Origin of the sequence: Acinetobacter sp. YH01009, from assembly GCF_013420765.1 — a bacterium.
Taxonomy (GTDB): Bacteria; Pseudomonadota; Gammaproteobacteria; order Pseudomonadales; family Moraxellaceae; genus Acinetobacter; species Acinetobacter amyesii.
This window is the reverse complement of sequence record NZ_VOYE01000012.1, coordinates 20,518-44,750: the sequence shown is the minus strand read 5'-3', so window position 1 is coordinate 44,750 and position 24,233 is coordinate 20,518. Positions and strand designations below refer to the sequence as shown.

Below are 24,233 nucleotides of genomic sequence, written 5' to 3'. Positions count from 1 at the left end.
ACTTCTTCTTAATTATTCAGTAACTGAGTATTTAGCTTTCATACGAGTAATGAGTTGGTCTTTCTCCGTCCACAGCTCATCCACCCAATGCTGAAATTTTTCACGGAATTCTGCATCATCTTCATAGTTGCCGCCATGCACCCACGTTGGAATTTCAATTTTACGTAAATCCACGGCGATACGTGGAACTTCACCTAGCCAAAATTCGCCATAACCTGGTGCACCATTTGGATAGACAATGGTCATATCTACGAGAGCATCAACTTGATCCCCTAAAATATTGAGTGCCAGTGCTAAACCACCCGCTTTTGGCTTAAGAAGGTTTTGATACGGTGACTGCTGCTGCGCATGCTTTTCAGGGGTAAAGCGAGTGCCTTCCAAATAGTTCAGCAGGGTAAAAGGCTGGCTCAATAACTGTTCACAAGATTTACGCGCTTCTTCCATATCTCGATATTTAAGTTCAGGATTTTTCGCGATTTGTTCTTTGCTATGACGTTTCATCATTGGGAAGCCTAAAATTTTAAAAGCTTGTCCAACAAATGGAATGAAAATGAGTTCCCATTTGGTAAAGAAACGCGTCAGTGGCATACGGGTTAAACCAAAATATTGGTTAACTGTTGTATCGACCCAACTCTGATGGTTACAGGTCATGAGATAGCGACCATGCAAATTTAAGTCGAGGCCTTCATCGATGGTGATATCCCATTTTGTGTTGGGTAAAACGTGATCAATTAACCAGTTATTGACCGTGAGCCAACTGTTGGTAATTTTTATGTTGGTTTCATCAACCTTTTTTGATTTTTTAAAGAGTTTGGTTAGACCAAGGGCTAGTACAGGAGGACCATGGAAAAAAGTACTGCCTGTCATAACTGAACCGACGGTAAGTCCTTTGCTAATTTTTTTTAGTGTCGGTTGCTTATTTGTTTGAGATGACATATAAAAAGTCCTAGCGGAAATTGTCCAAATAATGATTGATTCTAATAAATATAGTTCGAGTTGATTAAATAAAAAAGGGCATCTGCAGAACTGTGAAGAAATTGTGATGGAATTAACAAATAAATCTCGTATTCATATTACAAATTGTAACTAAACGTTTTATTATTAACAAAAAATCAATGGTTCAGCCATTTGTTTTACTTCATCATTTCAACCATACAACAAAACACAAAGAAGGAGGCATGCAATGCGTGCACTAGTAATTTCGGCAGTAGTTGGGGCAATGGCACTTACTGGTTGTCAAAACATGGAATATGACAAAGCAGCAATCGGTACTGGTCTAGGTGCTCTTTTAGGCGCTGGTATTGCTTATTCTAATGCTGATAAAGACAAAATGGGTCAAGCAGCAGCAATTGGTGCTGTAGTTGGCGCGGGTGCTGGTCTTCTTCTTGATAAGAAAGAACAACGTCTTAAACAAGAATTGGCTGGTACTGGTGTTGACGTAGGTCGTAATCCAGATGGTTCGATCAACCTTGTTATGCCATCAGTAACTTTCGCAACTAACTCTTCAACTATTCAATCTCAGTTCCAATCTGCGTTGAATGACGTTGCTAAAGTATTGCGTGAAGACGGTACTGCAAACAAACTTGCAATCGTTGTACACGGTCACACAGATAACACAGGTTCTGATGCGATCAACAACCCACTTTCTCAAAACCGTGCAAACTCAGTGAAAAACTACCTAGCGTCTCAAGGTATTTCTTCAACTCGTATTACTGCACGTGGTTACGGTTCAACTTCTCCAGTAGCGGATAACTCAACTGCTGCAGGTCGTGAACAAAACCGTCGCGTAGAAATCTCAGTTTACGAAACTAAATAAGTTTTAGTTCGAAACGAAAGGCCACCCTCGGGTGGCTTTTTTTATGGCATTTTTAATGACCGATAAAATACATTTTGCATTAGGCAAGATCGTTTCAGATGACTATAATCATCCTCGAATTAATAAGAGGAAAGACTATGTCACTGGCAAGTCAGTTGAACGACAAGCAACTTGAAGCAATGAAATACACTCAAGGACCCTTGTTAGTACTTGCAGGGGCAGGTTCAGGCAAAACATCGGTGATTACCCGTAAAATTGCCTATCTGGTGAAGCATTGTGGTATTCCTGCGCACCGTATCACCGCAATGACCTTTACCAACAAAGCTGCGCGTGAAATGAAAGAGCGTGTGACGAAGCTGATGAGTCGTGAAGAGGCAAAAGGGCTGTCGGTTTCTACATTCCATAACTTCGGGCTAAACATGCTTCGTTTGGAATTAAAAAATACACCGTTAAAAAATAACTTTTCTATTTTAGATGCAGATGACTGCAAACGCATTTTGATGGATTTAATGCATCGTGACAATTTGTCGGGTGCAGAAAGTAAAGAGCTGATTGCCAAAGCCATGAAAATGATTTCAGATTGGAAAAACGATCTGATTCCACCTGAGCAAGCGCACACCACTTGTGAAACAGCAGAAGATGTTCAATTTGCGCATTTGTATCAACTGTATGAGCGTAATTTACGTGCGTACAATGCCGTTGATTTTGATGATTTAATTGTCATGCCAACGCGCTTATTACAAGAAAATGCAGAAGTGCGTGATCGTTGGCAAAATCGAATCCGCTATTTATTGGTCGACGAATATCAAGATACCAACACCGCGCAATATATTTTGGTGAAATTACTCGTGGGTGTCATGGGACAATTCACTGCGGTAGGTGATGATGACCAATCGATTTATGCATGGCGTGGTGCTAAGCCTGAGAACATGGCTTTATTGAAGGAAGATTTCCGTAATCTGAAAGTGATTAAGCTTGAGCAAAACTATCGCTCGACCAGTCGTATTTTAAAAGCTGCCAATACAGTTATTGGCAATAACCCACATATTTTCGATAAAAAGCTTTGGTCAGATAAAGGCCATGGTGAAGTAATCCGCGTGATTACTTGTCGTAATGACGATGATGAATCAGAACGCGTGGTAAAAGACTTGATTACGCACAAGCTGATGAACGGTAAAAATTGGAAAGACTACGCCATTTTATACCGTGGTAATTTCCAAGCGCGTGCTCTAGAGACACAGCTACGCCAAATGCAGATCCCGTATAAATTATCGGGTGGTCAGTCTTTCTTCGCTCGTGCTGAAATTAAGGACTTGATGAGCTACTTACGTTTGATCATCAACCCTGAAGATGACAGTGCATTTTTACGAATTATCAATACGCCAAAACGTGCGATTGGTCCTGTGACTTTGGAAAAGCTTGGCTTATTTGCGCAGGAAAGTAATTTATCCTTACTCAGTGCAGCAGGTGACCAGCGCTTAAGCATGGCGATTCCGAAAAAAGCCACAACCCAATTGGCCGAATTTGCGGACTTTATTTCGACCTTTACTCGTGAATTATTAGAAGATGATGAACCTGTTCCGATCATTCGTCGCATGATGATTGAAGCAGGTTATATCGACTATGTTAAAGAATCTGCAGCTACTCCTGCGCAGGAAAAAACCAAACTGGATAATATTGAAGTGCTATATAGCAGTATTCAAAGTTTGATAAACCGCGCTGAAGATGTAGATGAAAAGAACATTGAAAGTGTGATTCGTAAAATGGTGCTGCTCGATATGTTAGAACAGCAACAAGAAGAAGAAGACACCGATAAAGTCAATTTGTTAACACTTCATGCGTCGAAAGGTCTGGAATTTCCATTCGTTTATTTGATTGGTCTGGAAGAAGAAATTCTACCGCATAAAAACTCCATTGCTGCTGACACGGTCGAGGAAGAACGACGTTTGATGTACGTGGGGATTACTCGTGCACGTCAAGGCTTAACTATGACTCTAGCAGAGCAACGTAAAGCCGGTGGTCAAATGCGACAAATGACACCAAGCCGTTTCTTGGACGAACTGCCACAAGATGAATTGGAGTGGTTAGGCCGCAAGAAAAAGCTGGCAGGGGATATCGATCCTAAACAGCAAGCACAGCATTATTTAGAAAATTTACGCGCGCTGATTAAGCGTTAAAGCTTAAAGCGTAGAATATTTTATTTATTTTTTGAAATTCGTTTTATTGAAACAGGAATGAACCATGAAAGTTCAAGTTAAAGTTCTCGACACACGTTTAGGTACGGAATGGCCAATGCCAACTTATGCCACAGCAGGTTCGGCAGGTCTTGATCTCCGTGCATGTGTAGAAGAAACCACCGTAATTGAACCGGGTCAAACTGTTCTGGTAAAAACAGGCCTATCGATTTATATCGAAGATACTAACTTTGCAGGTTTAATTCTGCCACGTTCAGGCTTAGGTCATAAACACGGAATCGTGTTGGGTAACTTGGTCGGTTTGATTGACTCAGACTACCAAGGTGAATTGATGGTATCTGTTTGGAACCGTAGCCAAACGGCATTTAGCCTAGAGCCGGGTGAGCGTTTAGCACAATATGTTTTAGTGCCAGTTGTACAAGCTCAGTTTGATATTGTGGATGAGTTTGAAGCCACTGAACGAGGAGCAGGCGGTTTTGGTCATACAGGTAAAAACTAATCAGCGCAAGACTTTTGATCCAGTGTGTTGACAAGTAAATGCCTACAATCAAGTAGCTAATAAAAACCATCCTCGTGATGGTTTTTATTTATATCATTTTAATTTATTAAAAATCAAACCTATATTTAGAGTGTTTAGGCTTTTATCAATATCGTTTATAGGCTTATCTCGAAAAATTTAATTCTGATGAAATTACTCGGTTTATATTTTAATAGAGAAGAATAAATTGAGCCTTGTTTGTTGATTTAAATTTAATCAATTTACTATATTTGTACAGAGTGGAAGAGGGGTTTAAAAATGTTTGAAAAGTAAAATAAATATAGATGAACGCGTGGTTTGATATTTTATAAATTGTAAAGTCTTGATTTATTTAAAAAATAATTTAGAGATAATAGGTGTTTTTGGATTGATTTTAAGTTTTTGATCAGTGTTTAAATATTATTAATTGATTATTAACTAAAATTGTTATAAAAAAGCTACACTTTTTTTCAGGATTTTATCCTTTAATTAAAAGCTTAAATTCTAAATAGAATTTAAGATTTTTTAATTAATAAAGATGTAATTAGAAGAACATAGTATGGGTTCACTGTTTAGTCACTTTCCGCAACATATTTTTCGTGCATATGACATTCGCGGGAAAATATCGCTCTTAAATGCTGATTTAGTTCAGTCAATTGCTTGTGGCTTAGTCAAACAATATTTAGATGTAGGGCAAAAGAGACTTGCCATTGGCTATGATGCGCGTTTAACCAGTCCAACCTATGCAAAAATAATTCAAAAAGTCTGCCATGAGGCTGGCCTTGAAGCGGAAATTATTGGCTGCTGCTCAAGCCCGATGTTGTATTTTATTGCGGGACAATTTCAAGGCAATGGCATTATGGTGACGGCGAGCCATAATCCAAAATCAGATAATGGTATCAAGTGGATTATCAAAGGTGAGCCACCTTGTCCAGAGATGATTCAACACGTTGCAGTCGAAGCACGAAATTGTTTTTCATCGGAACGTGTGCATTTGATGACTGAAATTGAGCCACACGAAATCAAGCCTGAATATTGTTTGGCCTATCAGAAATTTATTTTAGATGACATTCATTTACAGCAACCACTTAAAGTTGTGATCGATGGCATGCATGGTTCAGCTGGGCATTGTGCAGCCTTATTATTAAATAAATTAGGCTGTGAAGTTTTGGCATTACGTTGCCAAGCTGATGGACATTTCCCTGATCATGCTCCAGATCCATCACAGCTCAAACATTTAACCCATCTCCGCCAAGCCATACAGCTACAAAAAGCCGATATTGGCATTGCTTTAGATGGTGATGGTGATCGTTTAGTGCTGATTGATGAAACTGGCAAAGTCGTTTCTGCAGATCGATTATTGTGTTTATTTGCTGAAATTTGTTTGACTCAAAAACCACATGCAGAGGTGGTATTTGATGTGAAATGTTCAACAATGATTCGGGATACCGTGTGCGATTTAGATGCGCAGCCTGTCATGATTCGAACGGGCAGTAGTTTCTTGCGAAAATATATTTCCCAATCTAAAGGCAAAGCGGTTTTTGGTGGTGAATACGCAGGGCATTATGTTTTTAATGACGGTCGTGGTGGTGGCTATGACGACGGTCTATATGCTGCCTTAAGGGTCTTAGAATATATTCAAACTCAGGGGCTGACATTGTCAGAAGCTTTGGCGAAATATCCAGAGCGCTTTAGTACCGAAGATTTATATGTCAGTACGCATCAGCATGATCCAGCGGAAGTTTTAAAGCAGGTTGAAGCCAATTCTACGCGAATTCTGGCACAAATCAGTAAAATTGATGGAATACGCCTTGATTTTGATGATGGATTTGGCATCATTCGAGCATCGAATACAGGTGAGTATTTCACTTTACGCTTTGATGCCAACTCATCAGCACGCTTAAAAGAAATACGAGATCTGTTTGTTTCCATGTTAGTTGAGCACTATCCAGACATTGCTCATGACATTCCAGATGCTCAATAAGGAGAGGCAAATGCCACATCAACATACTGGCATCGACAAAGCACAAATCCTGACGGAAGCTTTGCCGTATATTCAACGTTTTGCGGGTAAGACGCTGGTAGTGAAGTATGGTGGTAATGCCATGACCGATCCTGAGCTTGAGAGCTCATTTGCACGTGATATCGTGCTGCTGAAAACGGTTGGTTTAAATCCGATTGTGGTTCATGGCGGTGGTCCACAAGTGGATTCATTCCTCAAACAATTAGGCCGTGAGTCTGATCGTATCGACGGTATGCGCGTGACTGATCCTGCAACGATGGAAGTTGTCGAGATGGTCTTGGGCGGCAGCGTGAACAAATCGATTGTGAACTTAATCAATAAACACGGTGGCCGTGCAATTGGTTTAACGGGTAAAGATGGTAATTTGATCCGTGCGCAAAAATTATTGATGGAAAAAACAGCCGAAGATGGTTCAGTAAAACAGATTGATTTAGGTCTAGTTGGCGAAGTGGTTGGTGTGAAAACTGACGTACTTGAAATGTTTACCCAAAGCGATTTTATTCCTGTTATTGCACCATTAGGTGTAGACGAAGACGGCAACACCTATAACATCAATGCTGACTTGGTTGCAGGTAAAGTGGCTGAAGCATTGGGTGCGGAAAAGCTAATTCTTTTGACCAATATCACGGGTGTTTTAGACGAAAATAAAAATCTGCTGACTGGGTTAACCACCCAAGAAGTCGATCGTTTGATTGAAACTGGCGTGATCTATGGCGGCATGATTCCGAAAGTTGGCTGTGCATTAGATGCAGTCAAAGGCAGCGTAATCAGCGCGCATATCGTTGATGGTCGTGTACCTCATGCAACATTACTTGAAATCTTTACAGATCATGGTGTGGGGACTTTAATCACCAATCGAACCAATGTGAAAAAAGCTTAAGATACTTAGCATTTTTTGATATAAAAAAGCCTCTTTTGAGGCTTTTTTATTATTTATCAGTTGGCTAGGTGACGTTTGGAAAGATCAAATAATGTATTTGCCTTGTTGGATTATAAAAACTCTTACAATGGCGCCGATTTTAGATTTACAACAACCAAAACTGTCATGCACAATAGAGAAATCATAGATTTACTGATGAAATGATCGATATGTGCCAGCTGCTCGGAATGAATTGTGCGACTCCTACCGATATAACTTTTTCGTTTCGGGGATTTTCGCAGCGAGCAGGAATTACCTCAGATCATTGTGATGGCTTTGGTATCGCTTTTTTTGAAGATAAAGCATGTCGTTTATTTGTCGACAATCAATCTGCTGTAGAGTCTCCGATTGCTGAGCTGATCCGAAACTACCCGATTAAATCTCGCAATGTGATTGCACACATTCGTAAAGCGACACAAGGCAAAATTAATCTTGAAAACTCACATCCATTTAGTCGTGAATTGTGGGGCAGACAGTGGATTTTTGCACATAATGGCGACCTACATGGCTTTCAGCCTGAGCTCACAGGGCGCTTCAGCCCCGTCGGCAATACCGACAGTGAATTGGCCTTTTGCTATTTGCTCGAGCAAATGGTGAAACGTTTTGGTTATACCGAACCTACACTCGATCAGGTGTTTGATCTGTTATTAGAAATTTCTCCTAAAATTGCAGAACATGGCACCTTTAATTTTTGTTTGTCGAATGGGCAGGCGCTATTTAGTTATGCGATTACCAAGCTGCATTGGCTGGTTCGAGAGTTTCCATTTCAGCCTGCACAGTTGATTGATATTGATGTTGAAGTCGATTTTAGTGAAGTCACTACGCCTGAAGACCGTGTTGCCGTGATTACCACTGAACCCCTAACGCAAAACGAAGTTTGGACAGCATTTGAGCCGGGTGAAATGATTTTATTTCAACATGGTCGTCCAATTCGTGCTGCAAAGACGGTTGTTGAACGTTTAGAACGTGAGCGGCTGGACCCATCTTTAAAACGTGTCACACGTGCAGATCAGTATTAATTTTGAATGAAAGATATTCATTATAAAAATGAATATCTTACACTTTATTGAATTAAGGGTGTTTTCTAAGATATTGAATTGATTAAAAAATATCTTAGCTTTATACTCGGGATTAAATAAATTAACATAATAAAAACAATTGATTACAATATAAATGGCAGTATTTCAATTAAAACCAACCTTTTTACTTCATTTTTATTTAAGTTCTTTAATTATATGATGAAATTTACGTGATAAGTCCTTCATATTTATAGGTGGTCGTAATGAAAATGAAATGGGTTCCAGAATACAATACTGGTATCGATGTGATTGACGATCAACACAAACGGATTCTTGACTACATCAATGAAATTGATGGCATTGACGCAAATACAGATCGTGATCGTGTAAAACAAATTCTGGAAAACATTATTGATTACACGCAATCACATTTTACCTTCGAAGAATCTTTACAAGAAGAAGCGGGTTATAAATATCGTGTGCCACATAAACGCGTACATGATTTATTTATTAAAAAAATTGAATCTTACCGTGACCGTTTTGAAATGGGGCATGCGATTGAAAATGAATTACATGAAGTGCTTTCAAAATGGCTGATTAACCATATTCAGCACGATGATGCTGATTATGTCGGTGCTGTTAAAGAAAATATGATGGGTATCATCAAAGAAAAAGAAAAGAAAAAAGGCAAAAATTGGTTTGCACGTTTCTTTTCATAACCTCAAAAAATGAAATAAAAACAATTAAATTCTTATAATATTATTTGCGCAGCAAATCACCTTTAAGGTGATTTGCTTTTTGTTTTTGATTTTCAAGGCACAGCAAGGCAAAATAGCGCTAGAATTTTCAAAGGAATTTGTCATGCAGGACAATGCGATGTCGAAATGGTTATCGCCACTGATGGCGTTCTGTTTATCTTTTATCATTATTGCAACTTTAGCACCGGTAACAGGTATTCAAATTGAACGTCAGCTAGATTTCTGGCTGTTGTGGCTAGGTACAATGCTTATTTTAGCTTTACCACTATGTTATTTGGAGATTGCGTTAGCAAAACGCTCAAAAACCACAGCAGTCCAAGCGCTGTCTTCGCTGACACGTGATGCAGATGCTTCGCCAAAATGGCGTTTGGTGGGATGGCTTGCCGTAGTATTTATTCCATTTCTAGCAGGTGCCATGCTTTCAGCCGCGTCGCAATATGTGGCAACTTTTACAGCCAATGGTTTTGCTTATAGCATGATTTTGGCTGTCCTTGCGGTGATTGCATTTGCATTGTCATTTGTACCACGCCAATTTTTAGTGATTTTGACCGCTATTGGTGTGATTGCTGCAGTAGTTTTAGCGAATGTTATGGGAACTGCCTTACCAGAGTGGAAAATGACTGCGCTCGAATTTAGTGAGTGGGGCAATGCAACTGTCTTGGCGCTCGTAGCAAGTGGTTTGGGGATGGGCTTGTATTGGCAGTCAAGTTTACCAGCCGTGAAGCAACAAGAGATTGCAAGCAAAACGGTATTTCCGATTTGGATCGCTCAACTTTTGGCAGTGGTTGCTTTTGCCTTTTTCGCAGCAAAAGCACAAGTATCTGCTTTAGCACTGGTTGTGGGTTTAGTCGCAGCTTCAGCATTGCTGATTCAAATGGCACGTGAACAATTACAACAACGCCAATTGGCCATAGTGGTGCAATGGGCGATTTTATTGGTTGCGGTTTTTGTATGGGCACTGAGCACTGTTGTTCCAGTATTTAATATTGCCTTGTTGATTTGGGGCTTAATTATTTGTCTGATTTATGCGATTTTCGCAGGTTGGATTATGAAGATTAGTCATCTACGTAAGTCAATGAACTTCAGTCATGAAACCTTTTATAATATTTGGCGTATTGCTGTACGTATCGTAGTGCCCTTGTCAATAATATTGGCATTGGTGGCTGTGATTGGGCAGTTATTCTAATGACAGCTCAGTTACAAGTGTGGGTGGCTTATGCGAGCGTGGAACAGCAGATATTAATTCCTCTAATCTTTAATCCCGGTATGACGGTTGAAGATGCTATTGTGCAAAGTGGCATTCGAAAACAAGTAGATTTACCAGAAGTATTAACACTAGGAATCTTCGGGGCGCGTGTAAGCGATTCATCTCAGTTACTTGAAGCAGGTGATCGTGTCGAAATCTATCGTGCATTAACCATTAATCCGAAAGATATTCGTCGTAATCGCGCCAAGAAAAATCCCGTTGGTCGTTATTGTCGAGGCAATCGTTTCAAACAATTGTACTTATAAAAAAAACCCCTAAATTTAGGGGTTTATTTTTATCTGAAAGCGACTATAGTGGTGGCGCAGTTAAAATCGCTTCTTTAGAACCTGGTAAGCCAGGTTGAGACTCTGGAATGGTTTCTAAGCCTTCAATTTTTTGAACGATACCGTTTTGGTCAAAGAAGATTTTTAAGTGTTGACCATGTGCAGCAGGAATCTTGGCTTTTTTAGCATATGTTCCTGGGGTATACTTATAAATGTAGTCCCAACGTAACGGATTCATTGGATCGGCAACAGTTGGACTACCTAGCAAAAAGCGAACTTGTTGGTGGCTCATTCCCACTTGAATTTTAGCCGCTTGTGCTTGAGTTAAAGGTGTACCTTGTGGAATATCAACTTTATAAACGCCCAAGGTTGAACAGCCTACGAGCAATGAAGTGACAAATAACGTCAGCATGATTTTTTGCATTTTGCTAAACTATCCCAAATTAATTATGATGCATTTGATCCAAGGATAGATCATACTGCATCTAAACTTTGTTGCATATTCCAACTTTAATTTTGTTGAGAGACCTTTTTTCATGCCTATTTCAAATCAAGATTTACGTAAAGCTGGACTTAAAGTTACACTTCCACGAATTAAAATATTGGAATTGCTTGAAAATTCAAGACAACATCACTTAAGCGCAGAAGATATTTATAAGACTTTACTTGAACAGGGTGAAGATGTGGGTTTAGCAACTGTGTATCGCGTGTTAACACAGTTTGAAGCTGCAGGTATTATTCAACGCCATCATTTTGAAAACAATCATTCTGTTTTTGAGATTATGCAAGAAGATCACCATGACCATATTGTGTGTCAAAACTGCAATAAAGTGGTGGAATTTACTAATGATGTGATTGAGCATGAGCAACATCAAGTGGCAGAAAAATTTGGTTTCCAACTTACAGGTCACTCATTAAATCTTTATGGCTATTGTGATGCGCCTGAATGCCAAGAAGCATATCGTAAAAAATAATCCGATGCGGATGAGAATGAATAAAAAACAGACTTCATGTGAAGTCTGTTTTTTATTTCCGAAAGCGTTTAAGCAAAATTAATGTTGACCATCAAAGGTAATATTTGAATTTGCACGCAGTAAATGCTCACCGCCTTCTTCAGACAATTTAATTTGTAGACGCAGGTCGTTCGGTGAGTCGGCATGTTTGAGCGCATCTTTGTAGCTAATTTGCTTGGCTTTATAAAGGTCATATAAGGCTTGGTCAAAGGTTTGCATACCTAGTTCACGAGAACGCTTCATCAGGTCTTTAATTTCATGCACTTCACCCTTACGGATTAAGTCTGAAATTAAAGGTGAGTTGATCAAAATCTCAATGGCAGCACGACGTGAATTACCATCAATGGTTGGAATCAACTGCTGCGCAACCATTGCTTTTAAGTTCAAAGACAAGTCCATGAATAGCTGACTATGACGATCTGCTTCAAAGAAGTGAATGATACGATCGATGGCCTGGTTGGCGTTGTTGGCATGCAGTGTTGCAAAAACCAAGTGACCGGTTTCAGCAAAGGCAATCGCATAGTCCATAGTTTCTCGTGAACGAATCTCACCAATCAGAATCACGTCAGGTGCCTGACGTAGCGTATTTTTTAAGGCAACTTCGAAAGAGTCGGTATCAATACCCACTTCACGTTGGGTAATGATACAGCCTCGGTGTTGGTGTACAAATTCAATCGGGTCTTCAATTGTAATGATATGACCTTTGCTATTTTCATTACGATAGCCAATCAAAGATGCCAAAGAGGTTGATTTACCTGTACCCGTTGCACCTACGAAAATGATAATGCCACGCTTGGTCATCGCTAATTCTTTTAAAATCGGCGGTAATTTCAACTCATCCATCGTTGGAATAACGGTTTCGATACGACGCAGCACCATACCTGGCTGGTCACGTTGTTGAAAGGCGCTGACACGAAAACGAGCAGATTTACTGGTATTACTAATGGCAAAGTTACATTCGCGCGTATCGGCAAATTCCTTACGCTGTTTGTCAGACATAATCGAATGTAAGATTTGACCGACAGTCGGGCCCGGTAACTTAGTCGAGCCAATTGGCAAAATTTGCCCATTGATCTTAATCGAGGGTTCAACATCGGCTGTAATAAACAAATCCGATGCTTTTTTCTCCACCATATAATCAAGTAAGCCGTTAAAATCCATAACGATCGCCCCAGAAAAATAAAAAAATTACAAGAAAGATTCGGGTTGTTTCGCTGCAGTCCGTGCAGTTTGCGTACTAATAATGCCTTTTGCGACAAGGTTTTTTAAGCTTTGATCGAGTGTGGTCATACCGTAGTTGGCACCCGTTTGAATCGCAGAATACATTTGCGCGACTTTGTTTTCACGAATCAAGTTACGGATCGCAGGAATACCGATCATGATTTCATGCGCAGCCACACGACCGCCACCATTTTTCTTGAGTAGGGTTTGTGAAATTACGGCTTGAAGTGATTCAGATAACATGGCACGAACCATGTCTTTTTCTTCAGCAGGGAATACGTCAATCACACGATCAATGGTTTTTGCGGCAGAGGTTGTATGGAGTGTACCGAAGACCAAGTGACCGGTTTCAGCAGCTGTCAGCGCCAAACGAATGGTTTCAAGGTCACGCATCTCACCGACTAAGATAATATCCGGGTCTTCACGCAGTGCGGAACGAAGTGCTTCGTTAAAGCCGTGCGTATCACGGTGTACTTCACGTTGGTTGACCAAGCATTTTTTTGATTCGTGTACAAATTCGATCGGGTCTTCGACCGTTAAAATATGGTCATAACGGTTGTCGTTGATGTAATCAACCATCGCAGCAAGCGTGGTTGATTTACCCGAACCTGTTGGACCGGTCACCAATACGATGCCACGTGGATATTCACAAATATCTTTGAAGATTTGGCCCATGCCAAGATCTTCAATGGTTAGTACTTTTGAAGGAATGGTACGGAATACGGCACCAGCACCACGGTTTTGGTTAAATGCGTTCACACGGAAACGAGCCACACCAGGTACTTCAAATGAAAAGTCAGTTTCTAATTTTTCTTCGTAATCACGACGCTGTTTATCGTTCATGATGTCGTAAACCAATTTGTGCACTTCTTTATGTTCAAGAGCAGGAAGGTTGATACGACGAACTTCACCATCCACACGAATCATTGGTGGCATACCAGAAGATAAATGTAAATCCGAAGCGTTATTTTTGGCAGCAAAGGCCAATAGTTCTGTAATGTCCATAAAATCCCCGAGATAAAAATTAAATCTTAATTATTTTGATAGAATAATAAGGCTTTCCCACAGCTTAACCAACACTTAGTTGCAGGGCAATGCAAAAAAAGATGAATGAAATGAGAACCCAGTCAATGAATAAACTTCAAGAAGCACGAAATCAAGTCTTGCAGCAAATTGAGCAGGCTTGCCAACTTGCGGGTCGACCACAGCAATCGGTTGAATTGTTGGCTGTATCTAAGACGCATCCTGCTGAAATGCTAAGAGAAATGTATGCAACGGGGCAACGCTCATTTGGTGAAAATTATCTGCAAGAAGCGCTTGAAAAAATTGAGGCTTTGGCAGATTTAGAGATTGATTGGCATTTCATTGGTCATGTACAGCGCAATAAAACCAAACATTTGGCTTCAAACTTTGCTTGGGTGCATGGGGTAGACCGTTTGATTATTGCGGAGCGTTTATCAAGCCAGCGAGAAGCGACGCAAGCACCTTTGAATATTTGCCTACAAGTCAATATTGATGCGCAAGATACGAAGGATGGCTGTCAGCCGAATGAAGTAGCAGGTTTGGTCGCACAGATTTCTACGCTACCGAATTTACGCTTACGTGGACTGATGGTGATTCCTGCTCCAAACAATCCGCAAGCGTTTGCTGATGCCAAAATGCTCTTTGAACACGTCAAAGCACAGCATGCGAAACCTGAAGATTGGGATACATTAAGTATGGGGATGTCAGGCGATATGACTGATGCGATTGCTGCGGGTTCAACGATGGTTCGCGTGGGGACAGCATTGTTTGGCGCACGTGATTATTCAAAATAGGACAGAAGATTCAGCCTGCTTTCAAAAACTAGGCTTATAAAGTGTAAGCACAGCAGATAAATTTTCACAATAGATGAAACCTATGGGTTCAAAGTGAGCCTTTTAATTTGAACTTTCCATTAAAGTTGAGTACAAAATAATCAGGATGTTTTTGATATTGAAGTAATTCACACTTGGACAAATAGGGAAGTTCATGACGGCATATTATCAGTTGATTCAACGCGACGTAGATGCGCAAGGCTGTGTCACGGCACATTACCATTCGACCAATTTAGCACAAGGTGCATGGAATGCACATGAGCAACACATGGCACCAGCTACAGGCATTATTTGTGCTGAATTAGACCGTTTTTCACCACGTCATGATATGCGTATCGGGCGCATTAGCCTCGATATTTTGGGCTTAATTCCTGCTGGCGAGTTTGAAATAATCACGCAAGTGATTCGTCCGGGAAAAACCATTGAACTGATTGAATCTGAAATGCGGGCTCAGGGCAAAACCTGCATTGTGGCACGCACTTGGCGCATGATGACGCAAAATAGCCAGTCCGTGAAAGGTTTGGAGGATGCTGATGTGACTGGGCCAGAAACTGCGCCGATTTGGGACGGTATCCGTCAGTGGCCGGGGGGATATATTCAGTCGATTGAAGCAAGAAGCCATGGGCGCCGTGCAGGTCAAGGCATTGTGTGGCTGAGAACACAGCATGACATGGTTGAAGGTGAGCCGACTGCTGATTTTGTCCGTTTAATGGGCATGGTTGATACCGCCAATGGTATTGTTCCGCGTCAGGATTGGCCATTTGGCTGGGGCTTTCCAAATCTGGATCTACAAATCCATTTGCACCGTTTACCACAGGGACAGTGGTTAGGTCTGGAAACCGTGCAGCAGTATGGAGCGGATGGTGTTGGTTTGAGTAGTTCTGTATTGCATGATGTCCATGGCCCATTTGGGCGTAGTGAACAGATTTTAACGCTACGTCCACTCGGGACGTAATGATCTAGAGAATCAAAAATTATAAAGCCTGCTTTAAGCAGGCTTTTTTTAAGATACGATTTGGATGGTGCTTGCACCTGCTCCGACAGGATTGACTTGAATTTGCACAGGGATTCGTTCGTGCATTTCTTGAATATGCGAGATCAATACTACTTTACGGCCTTGGTTTTGCAACTGATCTAGAGCATTCATGACCATGTGTAGACTTGAGGCATCTAGCGTGCCAAATCCTTCGTCAATAAATAGGCTTTCGATTTTCGTTGTTCCTGATGCCATGCTTGCAATGGCTAAGGATAAAGCGAGTGCTGTTAAGAACGACTCACCACCTGAAAGCGAAGAGACAGAGCGAGTTTCGCCATCCATGTCATGATCGATAATGGCTAGACTTAAGGAATTTTCAAGGCGCTTTAAGGTATAGCGCTGTGAAAGTATCGCCAATTGCTGGTTAGCATACTCGATTAAAATATCAAGGTTATATTGCTGCGCCAAATCACGGAACTTCTTGCCCGTTGCATCGCCCATTAAGCTCGAAATTTTATTCCAACGATGTTCTTCAGATTGGATCTGTTGAATCTGATCGGCAAATTGTTTTTGTTTGCTGAGGTTAGAAAAATGAACATCTAACTTACTTTTAAGTTGATCTCTAAGTTCTTGCTGTTCTGCAAGGGCTTTAAGATTTAGTGCAATGACACGCTCGATTTGTAAAATTTGTATTTCAGGCTGTGTTTTTAAATGCTGTTTCAACGTTTCTTGAATAGCCTGAATACCTGCTTGAGCATCTGAATAGGCACGTTCTGCATTTAAAACACGCTGTTTAAGCTGCTGTTCTTGTTCATATGAAATTGCACTAAGTTGCGCTAACAGCGTTTCACTAAATTCTGAATTTTGGCTCATCCATTGTTGAAGCGTATTTTCAACATGCCTCATTTGAGTGACTAATTGTGTTTGCTGGGTGAGGTATTCTTTTAAGCGACTTTGACTGGTTTCAAAGGCTTGACGTACTTGATCGAATGTTTGACGAGCCTGATTGAATCTCGTCTGTAACAGTTGTCTGTTTTGGTCAAAATCATTTAACCAATCATGTGGTTTTTCAACTTGTGTTTGGGTCATCTCAAAAATAGTTTGAATCGCAATATCACTATTTTTTTTGCCCTCAATTGTTAAATTTTCAATTAGATTTTGAGCCGTTTGAATTTTTTCCTGACTAAATTTAATTTGTTGCTGATAGTGCTCAAGCTGTTGTGAAGTTTGATTATATTGAGTATTTAACTCGTGGCGTTGCTTTAAGTAATTTTGACGTTGTTGTAGTGTGTGATAAATCTGTTTAGCCGCGCTTAAAGTCGACTGTTCCCATAATTTTTTTTCTACGTCATTCAACACAATGAGAATATGCTGAATATTGATTTCAGCTTGTTGCACACTGGATAAGTGCTGTGTGGTTTGTTGAATTGAAGTTATGAGTGCATGACTTTGTTTTTGAGCATTTTCATGTGAAATTAAGGCATCTTCAGTTTGTTTTTGCGCTTGTTGTGATTCATTGATTCTTGTCTGAATCAGTTGCGCCAAGGCTTCATGCTGATGTGAAAAATCAAAAGAAATATTTAGAATATTTAATTGTTGTTGAAGCGCATTTTTTGCCTGATCAAGTTGTATTTTTAAGGTCGCTAGCTGTTGCGCATTGGCATCCATTAACGCGGTTTGCTGAGTGGAGGTGGTTTGTAATTTTTGCCAAGCTTCGAAAGCCACTTTTTCCAATGCAAGTGCTTGTTGTTCTTGTTGCGTTTGTAGTTTCAGTAATTCATCAGAAAAAGCTTCTTTTTCTGAATAAGGATGATGGGTACTTCCACAGACTAAACACGCTTCGCCATCGACCAAATCTGCACGCAATTTTTCAATATTTTCCGTATTCAGTAAGCGCTGTTGTTGCAACATGTGTTGCAGTTTTTCACGCTCATTTTTCTGCGTTTGATAGGTAAGTTCGGCCGTTTTTAGCTGCGTATGACTTTGTTTAATTTGCTGAGCTAGTGTACGTTTCACCGTCATGAGATTGGTGTTTTCAGCATCAATATTTTGGAAGCTTTGCCATTGTTGCTGAACAACATTGAGCTGATTTAATTTTTGTAAAAGCTGGTCACGTTCGTAACGTAGTGATGAAATTTTCTGATTGAGCGCATCTTCTTGCCCAAATGTTTGCGTTAATTTTTCAAGTTGTTTTTGTTGTGTCTGTAATTGTGTATTGGCTTGTTGCACATTGCCATAATTTTTTTCAAATTGTGCATAACTTTGAATAAATCGTTGAGTCTGTGTGATATGCGCTGAAAGTGCATCATCGAGTGAGGCAAAGTGATTTGAACTTTCTAGCTGTGCCGTGTGTTGAGCAATATTGGTTTGCAGTTGCTCAAGCTGTTCCTTCATCTGTTTTTCATTGTTGATATGCGGAACAAGTTGGTTTTCAATCTCTTTAAAATCACCTTGCGCTTTGCGTAATTGATCTACCAATACAAGACGTTCAGCAATCCGGTCACGCACCAGTTTAATTTTGTCTTGATGTTGAATCTCAAATTGATGCTGTTGTTTTTGTTCTGTATCTATTTTTTCAAAGATGGTTTTTTCAGCATTGAATTGTTGTTCAATCTCTGAAAAATGCTGTTGTGCATGTGTCAATTGCGGCTGTAATTGTGCAATTTCAAGCTTGATATTTTTTTGTTGAATTACACTTGGGCGTATAGATGAAAAGCGTTCAAGTTGTTGCAGTTGTAGCTTTTCAGGCGCAAGTGCATCAAGTTGTTGTTGCTGATTTTGTAGTTGTTGCTGACGTGCTTGCACATCAGTTTCGTATTTTTGCTTTTGTTCATACCACTGTTGATTTTTTTCGAACGCTGATTTTTCTATTTCCAGCTTTTTATATTCTGTAGAAACCGTATTGAATTGATTCGTGGTTGTTATTAGATCTTCATCAGACAATATTTCAATATGTCCTAAAACATTTTCCAGCTCTTTACGCTGATTGGCAATTTGTTTAGTTTTTTCAAAGGCCAATTGACCAATTTTTCCGAAAATACTGGAATTGGTCAGATATTCCAATAGCTCGCCACGTTCATTATCACGCGCTTTTAAAAAAGCGGTCACTTCTGACTGAGCCAGTAAAACAGCACGAGTAAATTGCTCAAAACTGAGTTGAGTAATGCGTAAAATTTGGCTCTCAACCGCTTTAGTTTTATCTGCAACGACACTGCCATCCGTTAAGCATTTCAGTGAACGCTGTACGCTTTGCAATTTGCCATTTGGGTTTTCACGGGCACGTTTAATTTCCCAACGCGCTGAATAGACTTTTTGGTCTTGGGCAACAAAGCTGAGCTCGGCAAAGCCTTGACCTGTGCCACGGCGTAATACGGTTTGCGGTGAGTTGGTTGGCAACTCTGAACCATCGATATCGATCAGTTTACCATCGCTGTCTTTTAAACGTGGCACACGATTAAACAGCGCCAAACACATGGCATCTAAAATGGTTGATTTACCTGCACCAGTTTTGCCAATAATTGCTACTAAGCCTGCACTGGCTAAAGGCTCAGATTCAAAATCAATAAAATGTTCACCCGCTAAAGATGCCAAGTTTTTAATACGTATAGATAAAATTTTCATGGCAATTCCTTAAGCGTTCGCATCATCTTCAAGTGATTTTTGTGCTTCATCCACCAAACTTAAAAAATCTTTCATTACGGTATCATCAGCACCGTACCCTTGTTTTTCCCAAAGATTTTGAAATAGTTGTTCTGGTGTAGGCGGATCAAGGTTAATTGCAGCTTGCTTCGAATCATTTACATCTGTATTTAAATAACGACGACTAATCCGTACGAGACGATAACGGTTTGGCGCTAAAGCCTCTTCAAACTGCTGTCTTAAATTAGGTGCAGGCGGGGTGTCGGTATGGTATTCAATTTCGACATATTCACGCTGATCAATATCTTCAATTTCACCGCTCGCCAAAGCAGATAATTGTGCCAAAACTTCTGGAATTGTGCCTTTGATGCGATGCAATTGCACACTGCGCGGAATTGCTAAGGACCCCATTTGAAAGCGTGATTCATCTGTTTGAGTTGGATCAATACTGATCTCAAGCACTTGGTGCTTATAATTAATTTCACTAAATGACAGGGGAATCGGTGAGCCGCTATAACGGATATGGGTCTGTGCGACTTTTTGCGGTTTATGCAAATGCCCAAGTGCGACATAGTCAATTACATCATCAAATAGGGCAGTCGAAAGCGCTTCTTCATTGCCAATAATAATCGGGCGCTCTGAGTCCGACGTTTCACCGCCTTGCATGTGGGCATGTGACATTAAAATTAAGGCTTGATCTGAAGTTTTACGTGCTTTGGCTTCCGCAATTAATTGCTGATGCACATAGGTAATAGCGTTTTGGCTATTGGTGGTTTGATCATTGAATCCGGTGATCTCGGCAGCCCGTAAAAAAGGTAAGGTTAGACACCATGCCACAATATTTTTGTGTTCATCATAAATAGGCACGAGTAATCGGTCTAAATCGAGCTGACCTTCAGTATTTTTATGGACCACGCCAACAGCTTTGGCATGGTATTTTTCTAATAATGGCTCAACTTGTTCAATACGGTAACCTGAGTCATGATTGCCTGCGATCATCAGGGTTTGCATGTGCGGGGCACGCACATGCGCATCGGCTAAAAATTGATAGAGCTGTTTTTGCGCTTTGGAAGCTGGGTTGATGACATCAAAAATATCGCCAGCTATCAGCAGGGCATGCGGCTGCTTTTGTTCTATTTGTTCGAGTAACCAATGAAGAAACTGTTCGTGTTCGTAGTCACGTGAGTGGTTATAGAAGAATTGTCCTAAATGCCAATCAGAAGTATGAAAAAAACGAACAGTCATGCAAGCCCCCAAAAATCAAAAAAATTGATTGGGGTCTAAAGTATCACAGATGTTCACATTTTCGAGGGTGATTAATCATTCATACGTCAAACTAAGTCGTTCTCGACAGTTACAAGGTCATCAATCTAAGCTGTTACTGTGCATTTGAATCGACTTGTACGAGGCCAAAGGTATTGTGGTCTGGGTCTAAGAAATAGCCTTGCCAGCATTGTCCAGCTATCGCAAATTTTTCCATGGCAATTTGACCACCTTGCGCCAAAATTCTCTCAGCGATTTGGTCGAAATCTTCAACTTCAAAACTACAGGTAAAGGCATTGGTGCCACAATGCGTTGGTGGTGTCGCTGCAGGAGGTTCTAATAAGCCACCGTGAATTCCTTGCGTTTCAATTTGATAATATTGGATTGGTAACCCTTTGACTTCAGTAAAGGTCCAAGCAAAAACATATTGATAAAAACTGATTTCCCGAGCAGGATTTGAGGATTGGATTTCAAAATAACAGAGTTGATTCATTGGTATAAATACTTGTTTTTATAAAAATAAGCGAATCAGTATTCACTTTAGAATAGTTGAATCTTTAAATAGCTTAAAAAATACCAAGAACTAGGAATATTATTTTTTGTGGGTATCCTGTATATCAGTGCTTGTATGGAGAGTTAGTTGATTCGACCTGCTTGGGGAAACGTGGAGCATATGTATGCCAAATAATCCGTTTGATGAAGAAAAACTTGCCAGTAGTATGGTATATAAAACGCTGCTTGAATCTACTTTAGCCATTCCATGGTGTATTGATTGGGACAGTAAAACATTCAGCTATATTGGACCGCAAATTGAAAAGTTGCTCGGTTGGAAGCAAAATACTTGGCGCACCGTTCAGGACTGGGCATCACGTATGCATGAGGAAGACCGTGATTTTGTGCTGAATTATTGTGTTTCGCAGTCGATGGCTGGTATAGATCATGAGGCAGATTATCGCGCACTTAAAGAGGATGGTTCATATCTTTGGATACGTGATGTTGTGCATGTCGTGCGTAAACCAAATGGTGATGTAGATTGCCTCGTAGGATTTATGTTTGATATTTCCGAACGTAAAAAACAAGAAGAACAGTTACAAAAATTGCAACGTCAGCTCGAAGAATATTCATATAAAGATGGCTTAACCGGTATTGCCAATCGACGTTTGTTTGATGACTTTTATCAACGCGAATGGTTGAACGCGATACGCACACAAAAGCCACTGAGTTTAATTCTGATCGATTTGGATTATTTTAAACAATACAACGACTTGAATGGTCATGTGATTGGGGATACATGTCTGCGTCAAATTGCGAAAAGTTTGGAATCTTGTTGTACACGACCTCGTGATTTAGTCGCGCGTTTTGGTGGTGAGGAATTTGCTTGGATTTTACCAGAAACCAATGAGGCAGCAGCAGCAGTGATGGCCGATAGAATTATGGAGGCCGTGCGTGCTGCACGATTACCGCATAAAGCTTCAGCAGTGTCTGAACTCGTCACACTCAGCATGGGGGTAAAAACCATTATTCCATCAGATCTAGATAATCGAATGCAATTTTTGGATCAGGTCGATAAAAACCTCTATGTAGCGAAAAGACAGGGGCGTAATCGCTATTGTGCTGCATAACATGGCTTTGCTGTTGTGACTTATTTTAAAGTTGCAGCAAGTTTTTAGTCAGTCGATATTTTATCGGCTGATTTTTTTGGGTGTAGAATATAAAAATTAAATGCTGAATACATAAGGCACAAAATAAAAGACCGACGATTCGAGTGATGATGAAATCGTCGGTCAAAAAATCGATTTCAAATTTAAGTGATGGCTGCTGTTCATACTTAAATTCAAAATGAAACTTATTGCTTTTAAAAAGGTCACCGAAACATTGTGGATGCCGTCCAAATCATCGGTTGCTACAGACCTTGTACCCTATATAACGTAGCCGTTTACAGATTGGTTGACATGAAAATGAAAAAAAATGCATTTTTTTTTATACTAGGTGTCAACTTCTTCTTGGGTTAGGGTCATGGTGTCTTTAACACGTTATTTTTTCTTGTTTTTTTTCATTTGTTTAATCATGACCTGTATTTGCGGTGTGATCGCAGCATTATTGCCACAGGGTGTGGGTGGTATTTTAACGGTCGTACCCTATCTGATTGCCATGATCGTGGTGTTATTTCGGTTTTTAAATAAAAATCAGAGAGCACCGACACAGGCAGAACGTAAAAAATTTACCCTAGGTTTTAGCCTGATTTTTTGGTTATATAATTTTGGTTTTGTACTTTTGGGTATCGCAATTTTTTCAAGAAAAGATCCTGAAATTTGGCAAAATTTAATGCTCTATGTTCAACATCCTCAGTTTATGAGTTTAATGGTGATCATGTTATTACTGATGGCTATCCCTTTGTATTTAATCACCTATTGGTTTTATGGTCCGCAAGCACAGCGGATGGCTTCTCAAAAGTTTGGCGCATAAAGCTTGATCATCTGGTGATCTTGTTCTATAGATAACAGTATTATTTCATATAGATAAGAACAAATTATGCATCAGCCCACAGTACTGCTGACGGGTGGCAGCGGTTTTATTGGCACACATCTCATCAAGGCACTTTTAGCTGCGGATTATAAAGTGATTGGGCTCAGTCGTAAGGCTGGGCGTATTTCTAAATCACCACATTTAACTTGGGTACAGCAGCTCGATCAAATTCCTCATGACAGAATTGATTATGTGATTAATCTTGCAGGTGAAAGTATCGGCAAAGGTCGCTGGACAGAGACGCGTAAACAGCAATTATTAGAAAGTCGGGTCAAAACCACAGAAGCGCTGTATCAATATTTACGTAAACGTAAAATTTTTCCGAAATGCATTATTTCAGGTTCGGCTGTTGGCTATTATGGTATTGATATTGAAGAACAATGGACAAAAGTGTGCGATGAAAATGCTGCACCACAAGCCATTTTTATGTCAGAGCTATGCCAAAGTTGGGAGCAAGTCACACGCCAATTTCCTGAACAAAATACCATTATCACACGACTAGGTGTGGTCTTGGCTGAAGGTGGCGGAATCTTACCGCAAATGCTGCGACCGATTCAGCTCAATTTGGTCAACAAAATAGGTTCCGGTCGGCAGCCTTTTGTGTGGATACATATACAAGATGTGATCCGAAGTATGCTGTTTTTAATGAAACAAGCAGAGAAAAAACATGCATTGCTTGAACCCACGCCAATCGATCCGCATATTTTTAATTTAGTTGCGCCTGAAAAATCGACACAGGCTCAATTTGCGCAGATTGCAGCACGTCAATTAGCGAAAAAGCCGTGGCTCAATGTGCCTGCAATTGTTTTTAAAATTTTATTGGGTGAGCAATCGCAATTAATTTTAAATGGTCAACTGGTTCAGCCAGCTGCTTTATTACAGCAAGGCTTTGAGTTTAAATTTCCGACGTTAAAAGAAGCCTTGCAGGATTTATTGGCTTAGTTGAATTTGACCTATTGACC

Annotated in this window: 22 protein-coding genes; 15 read left to right on the top strand and 7 right to left on the bottom strand. The window is 40.2% G+C overall.

Annotated features, from left to right (window positions below):
* Window positions 1-12: 12 nt before the first annotated feature.
* Entirely contained in the window at window positions 13-936 is a 924-nt protein-coding gene (locus tag FTT76_RS11890; protein WP_180063877.1) for an acyltransferase, read from the bottom strand.
* A 247-nt stretch (window positions 937-1,183) separates the two neighbouring features.
* On the opposite strand from FTT76_RS11890, the gene FTT76_RS11885 reads away from it, so the two are divergent.
* The 9 genes from FTT76_RS11885 (at window position 1,184) to FTT76_RS11845 (ending at window position 10,759) form a co-directional block, all read left to right on the top strand.
* Window positions 1,184-1,816, top strand: coding sequence for an OmpA family protein (locus tag FTT76_RS11885; RefSeq protein ID WP_078190036.1), 633 nt, complete (start codon window positions 1,184-1,186; stop codon window positions 1,814-1,816).
* Window positions 1,817-1,953: 137 nt separating this feature from the next.
* Entirely contained in the window at window positions 1,954-3,993 is a 2,040-nt protein-coding gene (locus FTT76_RS11880) for a UvrD-helicase domain-containing protein (protein ID WP_078193107.1), read from the top strand.
* A 64-nt stretch (window positions 3,994-4,057) separates the two neighbouring features.
* Window positions 4,058-4,510, top strand: coding sequence for a dUTP diphosphatase (dut, locus tag FTT76_RS11875; protein ID WP_111885270.1), 453 nt, complete (start codon window positions 4,058-4,060; stop codon window positions 4,508-4,510).
* A 577-nt stretch (window positions 4,511-5,087) separates the two neighbouring features.
* Window positions 5,088-6,512, top strand: a complete 1,425-nt coding sequence (locus FTT76_RS11870; protein WP_180050362.1) for a phosphomannomutase/phosphoglucomutase — start codon at window positions 5,088-5,090, stop codon at window positions 6,510-6,512.
* Between the two features lie 10 nt (window positions 6,513-6,522).
* Complete coding sequence (gene argB / locus FTT76_RS11865) at window positions 6,523-7,431, top strand: acetylglutamate kinase (RefSeq protein WP_180190544.1); 909 nt, start codon at window positions 6,523-6,525, stop codon at window positions 7,429-7,431.
* A 209-nt stretch (window positions 7,432-7,640) separates the two neighbouring features.
* Window positions 7,641-8,489 (top strand): class II glutamine amidotransferase, encoded by an 849-nt coding sequence (locus tag FTT76_RS11860; RefSeq protein ID WP_111885279.1) that lies wholly within the window; start codon window positions 7,641-7,643, stop codon window positions 8,487-8,489.
* 263 nt (window positions 8,490-8,752) lie between these two features.
* Window positions 8,753-9,208 carry a bacteriohemerythrin gene (locus tag FTT76_RS11855; RefSeq protein ID WP_078190032.1) on the top strand — a complete coding sequence of 152 codons (456 nt, stop codon included), beginning with the start codon at window positions 8,753-8,755 and terminating at the stop codon, window positions 9,206-9,208.
* 142 nt (window positions 9,209-9,350) lie between these two features.
* Window positions 9,351-10,433 (top strand): hypothetical protein, encoded by a 1,083-nt coding sequence (locus tag FTT76_RS11850; RefSeq protein WP_180190543.1) that lies wholly within the window; start codon window positions 9,351-9,353, stop codon window positions 10,431-10,433.
* A complete protein-coding gene (locus FTT76_RS11845) occupies window positions 10,433-10,759 on the top strand; it encodes an RnfH family protein (RefSeq protein ID WP_180004252.1) in 327 nt (108 codons plus the stop codon). Before FTT76_RS11850 ends, FTT76_RS11845 begins: the two co-directional genes overlap by 1 nt.
* Before the next feature lie 43 nt (window positions 10,760-10,802).
* On the opposite strand, the gene FTT76_RS11840 is transcribed toward FTT76_RS11845, so the two are convergent.
* Entirely contained in the window at window positions 10,803-11,201 is a 399-nt protein-coding gene (locus FTT76_RS11840; RefSeq protein ID WP_078193102.1) for an outer membrane protein assembly factor BamE, read from the bottom strand.
* A 112-nt stretch (window positions 11,202-11,313) separates the two neighbouring features.
* On the opposite strand from FTT76_RS11840, the gene fur reads away from it, so the two are divergent.
* Entirely contained in the window at window positions 11,314-11,751 is a 438-nt protein-coding gene (gene fur, locus FTT76_RS11835) for a ferric iron uptake transcriptional regulator (RefSeq protein ID WP_078193101.1), read from the top strand.
* Window positions 11,752-11,829: 78 nt separating this feature from the next.
* On the opposite strand, the gene FTT76_RS11830 is transcribed toward fur, so the two are convergent.
* Together FTT76_RS11830 and FTT76_RS11825 are read right to left on the bottom strand one after the other, a co-directional pair.
* On the bottom strand, window positions 11,830-12,951 hold the full coding sequence (locus tag FTT76_RS11830; RefSeq protein WP_168379063.1) for a PilT/PilU family type 4a pilus ATPase: 1,122 nt from the start codon (window positions 12,949-12,951) through the stop codon (window positions 11,830-11,832).
* 27 nt (window positions 12,952-12,978) lie between these two features.
* The gene (locus tag FTT76_RS11825; RefSeq protein WP_078190026.1) at window positions 12,979-14,016 is read right to left on the bottom strand and encodes a type IV pilus twitching motility protein PilT; all 1,038 of its coding nucleotides are present in this window, start codon (window positions 14,014-14,016) and stop codon (window positions 12,979-12,981) included.
* Between the two features lie 125 nt (window positions 14,017-14,141).
* Between FTT76_RS11825 and FTT76_RS11820 the strand changes: the two genes are divergently transcribed.
* Entirely contained in the window at window positions 14,142-14,828 is a 687-nt protein-coding gene (locus FTT76_RS11820) for a YggS family pyridoxal phosphate-dependent enzyme (protein ID WP_180040456.1), read from the top strand.
* A gap of 193 nt (window positions 14,829-15,021) precedes the next feature.
* Window positions 15,022-15,822, top strand: a complete 801-nt coding sequence (locus FTT76_RS11815) for a thioesterase family protein (protein WP_078193098.1) — start codon at window positions 15,022-15,024, stop codon at window positions 15,820-15,822.
* Between the two features lie 48 nt (window positions 15,823-15,870).
* Here the strand turns inward: FTT76_RS11815 and FTT76_RS11810 are convergent, their stop codons facing one another.
* The 3 genes from FTT76_RS11810 to FTT76_RS11800 form a co-directional block, all read right to left on the bottom strand.
* Window positions 15,871-19,464, bottom strand: a complete 3,594-nt coding sequence (locus FTT76_RS11810; protein ID WP_180063882.1) for an AAA family ATPase — start codon at window positions 19,462-19,464, stop codon at window positions 15,871-15,873.
* A gap of 9 nt (window positions 19,465-19,473) precedes the next feature.
* Window positions 19,474-20,727 carry an exonuclease SbcCD subunit D C-terminal domain-containing protein gene (locus tag FTT76_RS11805; RefSeq protein ID WP_373685663.1) on the bottom strand — a complete coding sequence of 418 codons (1,254 nt, stop codon included), beginning with the start codon at window positions 20,725-20,727 and terminating at the stop codon, window positions 19,474-19,476.
* Between the two features lie 133 nt (window positions 20,728-20,860).
* Complete coding sequence (locus FTT76_RS11800; protein WP_180050372.1) at window positions 20,861-21,238, bottom strand: VOC family protein; 378 nt, start codon at window positions 21,236-21,238, stop codon at window positions 20,861-20,863.
* A gap of 184 nt (window positions 21,239-21,422) precedes the next feature.
* Here FTT76_RS11800 and FTT76_RS11795 point away from each other — a divergent pair, with 184 nt between their 5' ends.
* The 3 genes from FTT76_RS11795 (at window position 21,423) to FTT76_RS11785 (ending at window position 24,213) form a co-directional block, all read left to right on the top strand.
* Complete coding sequence (locus FTT76_RS11795; RefSeq protein WP_180050375.1) at window positions 21,423-22,367, top strand: GGDEF domain-containing protein; 945 nt, start codon at window positions 21,423-21,425, stop codon at window positions 22,365-22,367.
* A 394-nt stretch (window positions 22,368-22,761) separates the two neighbouring features.
* On the top strand, window positions 22,762-23,211 hold the full coding sequence (locus FTT76_RS11790) for an ABZJ_00895 family protein (RefSeq protein WP_168379056.1): 450 nt from the start codon (window positions 22,762-22,764) through the stop codon (window positions 23,209-23,211).
* Window positions 23,212-23,277: 66 nt separating this feature from the next.
* Window positions 23,278-24,213 carry a TIGR01777 family oxidoreductase gene (locus FTT76_RS11785; protein ID WP_168379055.1) on the top strand — a complete coding sequence of 312 codons (936 nt, stop codon included), beginning with the start codon at window positions 23,278-23,280 and terminating at the stop codon, window positions 24,211-24,213.
* Window positions 24,214-24,233 lie beyond the last annotated feature (20 nt).